Raw genomic sequence first — 7,855 nt, 5'->3', positions numbered from 1 at the left:
ACAACGCGGCTTTTTTTATTGGGTGTTACTTGGAGTTTTCCGCGCTGCGCTGCGCGATCAAAATAGCCAGAGCCTCGGCCATGCCTTTGGTCTGCGGTGCGCCGGTGACACCCCCCACCCCGATCTTGCGCGAAAACGACCAGTATAGCCCGGGCGACCAACGACGCTCCCCACGCGATTTTAGCGTCACCAAGAAGCCGTTTGAAGGTTTGAAGGCAAAGGCACCGCGTTCAACCTTTTCAATATTCGACACTTTGGCCAATACGTCACCGCCTTGAATGCGCAATTCATGCTCGGTAAGCTCGATGACCTGCGAGGTCGCGCTGTGTAATCTCATCGCAGCAAGCAAAGCCCCGATGCCAAAAACGATCAATATGATTTGAGACGCACCGATTTGCAGCGCAAGCGCCAAGTAGATCAGTAACCCCCCAAGGATCGCAAGCATAGCGGTCCCTGTAATACGGCGCGGCGGGGACGCGGCGAGCGTTGCAATTACTTTATCAGACATAAGGGCGGCCCTTTTCGAAATGGAATTGCGCCACCCTTACCCCCCGTTCCTATCAATTGCGAGAGCGCAGCGCCCTAGCGCCGCACAATAACCTCGGCGCCGCGCTCTTCAGGTTCGTCATCAACCATTTCGGCAGGAAAGCCCGGTGCTCTGACATCAAGACCTGTCGCCTCTTCCAAACGCTTGATAATATTCGGAGAAAGCTCCCTCGGTCCGAAACGTTCGATACCGTCATTGAAGATATCAATGAGAAGCGGATTAAGCTGCAAAGGCACCTGCGCGCGATCCGCGACCGCCTGAAACAAACCGATATCCTTGGCAACAAGATCCATCGTAAAGGAAATATCGCGGCTGCCGTTCAGGATCACCTGACTTTCCGTCTCATGAACAAAGGACGTGCCAGACGAAATTCGGATGGCTTCATAGGCGGTAGCAAGGTCCATACCTGCGCCTTTGGCTACTGTCAGCGCCTCGGCGCAAGACACCAGATTGGCCGTCGCCAGATAGTTGGTGATAACTTTGAGAATGCTCGCAGAGCCAAGGTCACCCGTGTGCAAAACCCTACGGCCCATGATTGTCAGCAACGGCAAGATCCGCTCGAAGGTGTCGCGTGAACATCCTGCAAAGATTGAAATATTTCCTGTATCGGCGCGGTGGCACCCGCCGGAAACGGGGCAATCAACAGCCGCGCCGCCTGCTGCGATCACCATTGCCCCGAGGCGCTTCACTTCCGCCTCATCTGTGGTGGACATTTCCATCCAGATCTTGCCGTCGCGCACTTCCGGCAGCATTTCCTGCATCACCGCATCAGACGCCGCAGGGCTTGGCAAACAGGTGATAACAGCGTCGCACTCTCGCATCAAAGCAGCGGCGCTGCCGCCAGCACTTGCGCCCGCATCAACCGCCCTAGCGACCAAAGCGCCATCAAGATCATGTACGCTCAACTCAACACCGTTGCGCAGCAAACTCCCCGAAAGCTTGCCGCCCACATTGCCAAGTCCGATAAAACCAATTTTCATGCCTGTCTCCCTTTTGCTTGCGCATAATTGAAAGTCGCTTTCCGACCCGTCGCGCCTATTCGCGACCCTTGGCATGAATTAGCAACTGCACAACAGTGAGTTTATGGGCAAAATGAAGCGGGGCCACCGCTCCGATTGTAACCGATCATTAAGGTTAATCGCCTAGGACGGGCTCACCCGGACAGCTGGAGAGCGACCCCGGGCGCAAAGTGAAGCCCCGATTCAGCCTGATGTCAGTAGACCCGCGCTAATCGGGGTGACCCACCCTGTCTTCATTTTGCCAATAAACTCGAATCCAGCTCTTGCGACGGGCGCACCGCAGGTTAGGCTCACGACATGAGCTATTTACCCAACCATCCATCACGCGACAACGACACCGAAGCCGGGATAGATGTTACCGAAGACTTCGAACCTTTTGTTCAGCGCAATGATGTCTTTACCCGTGCCTTTTGGGATGAACGGGTGAGAACCCCGAAAAGTGATGCCTTCTTTGCATCTTATCGCATGGAAGCCGCGCCGCGGCGGGGTGACGGTTTTACCCAGCGCGATTTTGCCCTACGCAATGCCTCCTGGTTGATTTCCGACGTGATCTCGGATCGCGGGGCGGCCGTTGGGAAACGCGAAGGATTTCAGGCACCTATTGCCTATGACACGCCAGTCGCGCCCGATCAGATCCCGATTGATGATCCCGGCAAGATGAGCGCTGAAATCAAGCGCATCGCCCGGTTCTTTGGCGCAGATCTTTGCGCGATTACCCAGCGCGATGACCGCTGGCTTTACGCATCGCGCGTGGATACCCGGGATATGAGCGCAGCGCCCAATGATCTGCCCGAAGGCATCACCCATGTCATCGTTCTGGGGCATCAGATGGAGGAGGATTTGGTCGCCACCTATCCTTCTGCGCTTGCAGGGGCAGCGACCGGGCGCGAGTACAGCCATGAAGCCGCGATTGTCATGCAACTGGCCGCATACATCCGCAATTTAGGGTATGAGGCTGTCGCGTCGATGAACGATACAGGGCTGGTCATTCCCTACGCTTTGAAAGCGGGGCTTGGAGAATACGCGCGCAACCAAATGGTCATCACACCAGAGTTCGGGCCGCGCCTCAGGTTTTCAAAGATATTCACCTCGCTTCCGCTCCAGGCCGACCCGCCCAAAAAGCTGGGCGTGACAGAGTTCTGCAACATTTGTACGAAATGTGCCGATGCCTGCCCTGTCAAAGCACTGCCCTTTGGCGCACCGGCCCTTAGCACTCAACCATCAAGCATCAAGGGCGTGCGCAAATGGACCTCTGACGCAGAAAAGTGCTTCGGATTTTGGGCAAAAATGTCCTCCGATTGTGCGATCTGCATGCGCGTCTGTCCGTTCAATCGGAACTTTACCCAGCGCCGCCACCGGCTTTGGCTCAAACTCGCCCTATCGCCCTTGCGCCGTTTTGCGCTTTGGCTCGACAAAGGGCGCGGTGGGCGGATCAAACCATCGCTCTGGTGGGATGCCAGCGGGAAATAAGGATCACGCAGCGAAAGCGCGCGCGAAACCGAAACGGTGTTTTGGAAAAATGCACGTTGCAGAACGGCGGTTCTGCACTGGGCGAGAAAGCAGAACATACGTTCCAGATAACACCAGCATAACCGCCCTTTGAATGTTTGACAGCGGGCATTCCAAGCCCCAATTGGAACAGCGTTCTGAAACGCATGCCCAATCAAGGAGGCTCGCGCCATGTTTGAAACCATTCTAGAGATCACAGACTGGGACATTACACCCAAAGCCGCCTCGCTCGCCCTTGCGCTCGCGCTTGGCCTTGCCTTTGGCATCTTGGCAGAGCGAACAAAGTTTTGTTTCCGTAGCGCCTTGATTGGCGCGCAGCGGCGCTCTTCGATGGGTGTTTGGCTGATGGCGCTCGCCTTTGCTGTCCTTGGAACGCAGGCCGCGATCTGGTTTGAACTGATTACGTTTGACGAGCACCGCTTTTATACGTCCGACCTACCGATCCTCGCAATCCTTGCGGGCGGCGTAATGTTTGGCGCAGGCATGGTTCTGACGCGCGGATGTGCGTCGCGCCTTACTGTGCTGGCAGGAACGGGCAACCTTCGCGCGCTGTTTGTGATGATCGTCTTTGCAATCACGGCACATGCCGCATTGAAAGGCGTGCTTGCCCCTGTGCGCACTGCACTGGGTTCGCTCACGCTCGATCTGGGTGAACTTACCGGCTTTGCTGCCCTGCCCGGCGGTGCATTGTTCTGGAGCGCCCTGATCGCCGCTGCTGCACTCGTTACAGCGTTCAGGTCCAGCGCGGCACGTGGGACTTTGATCTTGGCCGCGCTGCTTGGTCTGCTTGTTCCCCTTGCATGGGTTGGCACAGGTTTCGTGCTCTTTGACGAGTTTGACCCGATTGCCTTGGAAAGCCTGTCGTTCACGTCCCCAATGGCGGACAGCCTGTTCTGGTCGGTTGCGTCCAGCTCTATTCCAGCAGGCTTTGGCACGGGGCTGATCGGCGGCACGCTTGCGGGTGCGTTGATTGCCTCTCTGATCTTCCGCACTTTCCAGTGGCAAAGCTTTGAGACACCACAGCAGACGGGTCGCTACATTGGCGGCGGCGTACTGATGGGGCTTGGCGGCGTTCTTGCAGGCGGTTGCACAGTTGGTGCAGGACTTGCAGGTATTCCAACGCTGAGCTTTGCTGCGCTGCTTGCTTTGCTGGCAATCGCCGCAGGCGCAGTGGCGGCGAACGCTTTGCTTAACCGTGGGTCTTCTTTCGCAGGCGGCGCACCGAAAGCCACACAATCAATACTACCGGCAGAGTAACCAGCGCCGTTAATATCCCCTTGCTGGTGCCTGTGACGCCAGTGAGGGGATAGATCAAATAGCTGGCCAGCGAGACCGCGTAATAGCTGATCGCCACCACCGAGAGCCCCTCGACAGTCTCTTGCAAACGGAATTGCATGTCGGCGCGGCGATCCATGCTTTCCAACAGTTTCTGGTTCTGCGCAGAGCGATCCACATCCACGCGTGTTCGCAAAAGCTGCGAGGCGCGCACCGCGCGCTCTGACATCCGCGATAGCCGCGTTTGCGATGACTTTACTGTGCGCATGGCAGGATCAAAGCGGCGCATCATGAATTCCGTCAAGGTTTGCCGACCCTCGAAGGGCAACTCGCGCAGGGTCGCGATGCGCTGGTTTACAATAGCCTCATAAGCACCCGTCGCACCAAAGCGGAACTCGGTTTGTGCCTGTAGCGCTTCAAGATCGGTCGAAATGCGCAGCAACTCGTCAAGCTGACGTTCTGCCGCTTCCCCGCCAACCTGCATCGAGCCCATCAACGTGGTAAGCCCACTGTCCAGCGCGCCCATTTGCGGGCCAATCTCACGGGTCTGCGCAAAGCCGAGCATCGACATGCTTTTGTAGGTTTCGATCTCGAACAGACGTTGCACGATCCGTCCCAAACGCCCCTGCCCGACGCCTTCACGCGCGAACACGGCAAAGCGGCTATGCCCTGCGGGATCAATATGAAAATCGCTCGCGACAATCGCAGCGCCGTCAAGCACGGCACTGGCAGCAAGGCTTTCGCGCACGAACCAGTCCTCCAGCTTGTCACCCGCCTCGGTGTCGCTCTGGCTCGGCTCGACCCTCAGCATCGCGGACACCATTCGCGTTCCTTGTGCGGCTTCTAGCCAGTCGGACGGAAAAACGTCAAAATCCATTGGATCGAAGGGGCGTTCGCCCAAGCCATCCATCATCAACGTATAGGTGACAAATTCCGTGTGCCGTTCCCATTTCAGATTGTGACGCCCGATAGGTCCGGAAAAATGGGTCGCACCCGGTTGCGGATGCGCAGTTCCATAGCGATCGAGCAATTGGATCAGATGCACCAAATCGGCGTCGGCCGCGTTTTGCACATCGCCTTCGGCATGTTTGAGCGCCAGAAACACCGCCCGCGAACCTGCGCCGACGCTTGGAAAGGGCCGCGCGTGCAGCTCGTTAGAAAGTTGGTAACGAAGCGGATGATCTTTTACAGTTGGCAAGAGCGCGCCTTTCAGGGAACTGGGCTTTGTCCCTTTTACGCAGATCACACCGTCATGAAAAGAAAAAATTGTTTTCTTGCAATGTGTTAGATGAATACCATCGTATACAAAGCTAAAAAATCAGGCGGCTTCCCATTAACCAGCGCCAAACAAAAAAGCCCCGCCAAATGGCAGGGCTTTCTTAGTCTCTAAAGTCGCGCAGCTTAGTCGATCATCGGCAAGAGCTTATCGAGGCTCTCTTTCGCATCACCGTAATACATGCGCGTGTTCTCTTTATAGAACAGCGGGTTTTCGATGCCGGAATACCCCGTACCTTGACCACGCTTGGACACGAACACCTGCTTGGCTTTCCAGCACTCCAGAACGGGCATGCCCGCGATTGGGGAGTTCGGATCATCCTGCGCTGCCGGGTTCACGATGTCGTTGGAGCCGATGACGATGGCGACGTCCGTATCTGGGAAGTCGTCATTAATTTCGTCCATTTCCATCACGATGTCATAGGGCACTTTGGCCTCCGCCAGCAGAACGTTCATGTGACCGGGCAAACGACCCGCTACAGGGTGGATTGCAAAGCGCACGGTTTTGCCTTTCGCACGCAACTTGCGCACCAGCTCGGCTACTGTCGCCTGCGCCTGCGCAACCGCCATACCGTAACCCGGAATGATGATGACGCTATCGGCTTCATTCAGCGCTGTCGCAACACCGTCGGTGTCAATCGCGATCTGTTCGCCCTCAACGGCCATTTGTTCGCCCGCCGGACCACCAAAGCCACCAAGAATAACAGAGACGAACGAACGGTTCATCGCCTTACACATGATGTAGCTAAGGATCGCACCAGAGGAGCCAACCAGCGCACCAACAACGATCAACAGGTCATTCCCGAGGGAGAAACCGATCGCTGCCGCTGCCCAGCCAGAGTAGCTGTTGAGCATGGAAACAACCACTGGCATATCCGCGCCGCCGATGCCCATGATAAGATGGTAGCCAATGAACAACGCCGCCAAGGTCATCAGGAACAGCGGGAAGAAACCGCCCGTGTTGGTGTACCAGATCAACGTAATCACGGCGATTGCAGCCGCCGCGATATTGAGCATGTGACCGCCTGGCAGTTTCGTCGCTGCGCTATCCACTTTGCCCGCCAGTTTGCCATAAGCAATAACAGAGCCCGTGAAAGTCACCGCACCGATGAAGATACCAAGGAACAACTCGACACGCAGGATATTGATCTCGACAGGCGCTTTATGTGCGATCAACGCCGCAAAAGTGCCGAGGTGTTGATCGTGCAGCCATGCTTCCATGCCTTCTGCATTCAGCGATGTCGGTGCGCTTGCCATCAGGCTTGCGACATTGCCAATCTCGAAATGTGCAATAAAGCCGACGAAAACCGCCGCAAGACCAACAAGCGAGTGCATCGCAGCTACCAGTTCCGGCATTTGCGTCATTTGCACTTTGGTCGCCAGTTGGTACCCGATTGCGCCGCCCCCTGCGATCAGCAGGAGCGACAGGAACCAATACCCCGCGCCCGGTCCAACCAGTGTTGCAGCCACCGCCAGCGCCATGCCGACAATGCCATACCATACCGCGCGTTTCGCGCTTTCTTGTCCTGACAATCCACCCAAAGACAGAATGAACAGAACCGCCGCAACTACGTAAGCTGCTGTTGTAAAACCAAATTCCATTTATCCAGCCCCCTTACGATTTCTGGAACATGGCGAGCATGCGCCGTGTCACGAGAAAACCGCCGAAAATATTGATGCCCGTCATAAAGACCGACAAAGCCGCGAGCAGGATCACCAGGAAAGAGCCCGATCCGATTTGCATCAGCGCGCCCAGAATGATGATCGAGGAAATCGCGTTTGTGACCGCCATGAGTGGTGTGTGCAAAGAATGCGCCACTCCCCAGATCACTTGGAAGCCAACAAAGACCGCCAGAACAAAGACGATGAAGTGCTGCATAAAGCTTGCCGGGGCCACAAGGCCGACGCCAAGCAGCAGAACCGCACCAACCGCGAGCAAGGTGACCTGGCTTTTGGTTTGCGCTTTGAACGCGGCGACTTCTGCGGCGCGCTTTTCTTCAGCTGTCAGCTCTGGAACGACTTCCTTGGGCTTGGCCGCAATCGCCTGGATCTTTGGCGGTGGCGGCGGGAAAGTGATTTCCTTTTCAAACGTCACTGTCGCGCCGCGGATCACATCATCTTCCATATTGTGATTGATCTGGCCGTCCTTTTCAGGGGTCAGATCCGTCATCATATGGCGAATGTTCGTCGCATAAAGCGTAGAGGCCTGCGTTGCCATGCGGGATGGTAA

General features: G+C 56.4%; 7 protein-coding genes. 2 read left to right on the top strand and 5 right to left on the bottom strand.

The window, feature by feature from the left end:
• Window positions 1-25: 25 nt before the first annotated feature.
• A complete protein-coding gene (locus tag WBC85_RS11155; RefSeq protein WP_424436801.1) occupies window positions 26-508 on the bottom strand; it encodes a hypothetical protein in 483 nt (160 codons plus the stop codon).
• Between the two features lie 74 nt (window positions 509-582).
• Window positions 583-1,527: an NAD(P)-dependent oxidoreductase gene (locus WBC85_RS11150; RefSeq protein WP_424436798.1), complete on the bottom strand. Its 945-nt coding sequence runs from the start codon at window positions 1,525-1,527 to the stop codon at window positions 583-585.
• A 336-nt stretch (window positions 1,528-1,863) separates the two neighbouring features.
• Between WBC85_RS11150 and WBC85_RS11145 the strand changes: the two genes are divergently transcribed.
• Together WBC85_RS11145 and WBC85_RS11140 are read left to right on the top strand one after the other, a co-directional pair.
• Complete coding sequence (locus tag WBC85_RS11145) at window positions 1,864-3,036, top strand: 4Fe-4S double cluster binding domain-containing protein (RefSeq protein ID WP_424436795.1); 1,173 nt, start codon at window positions 1,864-1,866, stop codon at window positions 3,034-3,036.
• A gap of 210 nt (window positions 3,037-3,246) precedes the next feature.
• Window positions 3,247-4,332, top strand: a complete 1,086-nt coding sequence (locus WBC85_RS11140; RefSeq protein ID WP_424436792.1) for a YeeE/YedE family protein — start codon at window positions 3,247-3,249, stop codon at window positions 4,330-4,332.
• On the opposite strand, the gene WBC85_RS11135 is transcribed toward WBC85_RS11140, so the two are convergent.
• From WBC85_RS11135 to WBC85_RS11125, 3 genes are all read right to left on the bottom strand, one after another.
• Window positions 4,265-5,548: a DUF3422 family protein gene (locus tag WBC85_RS11135; RefSeq protein ID WP_424436789.1), complete on the bottom strand. Its 1,284-nt coding sequence runs from the start codon at window positions 5,546-5,548 to the stop codon at window positions 4,265-4,267. The two genes, WBC85_RS11140 and WBC85_RS11135, sit on opposite strands and share 68 nt — an antisense overlap.
• A 203-nt stretch (window positions 5,549-5,751) precedes the next feature.
• Window positions 5,752-7,227 (bottom strand): NAD(P)(+) transhydrogenase (Re/Si-specific) subunit beta, encoded by a 1,476-nt coding sequence (locus WBC85_RS11130; RefSeq protein ID WP_424436786.1) that lies wholly within the window; start codon window positions 7,225-7,227, stop codon window positions 5,752-5,754.
• 13 nt (window positions 7,228-7,240) lie between these two features.
• The coding region (locus WBC85_RS11125) for a proton-translocating transhydrogenase family protein (protein ID WP_424436783.1) at window positions 7,241-7,855 on the bottom strand (615 nt) is incomplete at its 5' end.

Source organism: Planktotalea sp. (assembly GCF_049680325.1).
In the GTDB taxonomy this organism is placed as follows: Bacteria; Pseudomonadota; Alphaproteobacteria; order Rhodobacterales; family Rhodobacteraceae; genus Planktotalea.
The sequence above is the reverse complement of the archived record's forward strand: the minus strand, read 5'-3'. Positions and strand labels throughout refer to the sequence as shown.

Coding starts and splice junctions, on each gene's coding strand:
- WBC85_RS11150 (WP_424436798.1), bottom strand. CDS start 1,527: ATGAAAATTGGTTTTATCGGACTTGGCAATGTGGGCGGCAAGCTTTCG.
- WBC85_RS11130 (WP_424436786.1), bottom strand. CDS start 7,227: ATGGAATTTGGTTTTACAACAGCAGCTTACGTAGTTGCGGCGGTTCTG.
- WBC85_RS11155 (WP_424436801.1), bottom strand. CDS start 508: ATGTCTGATAAAGTAATTGCAACGCTCGCCGCGTCCCCGCCGCGCCGT.
- WBC85_RS11145 (WP_424436795.1), top strand. CDS start 1,864: ATGAGCTATTTACCCAACCATCCATCACGCGACAACGACACCGAAGCC.
- WBC85_RS11140 (WP_424436792.1), top strand. CDS start 3,247: ATGTTTGAAACCATTCTAGAGATCACAGACTGGGACATTACACCCAAA.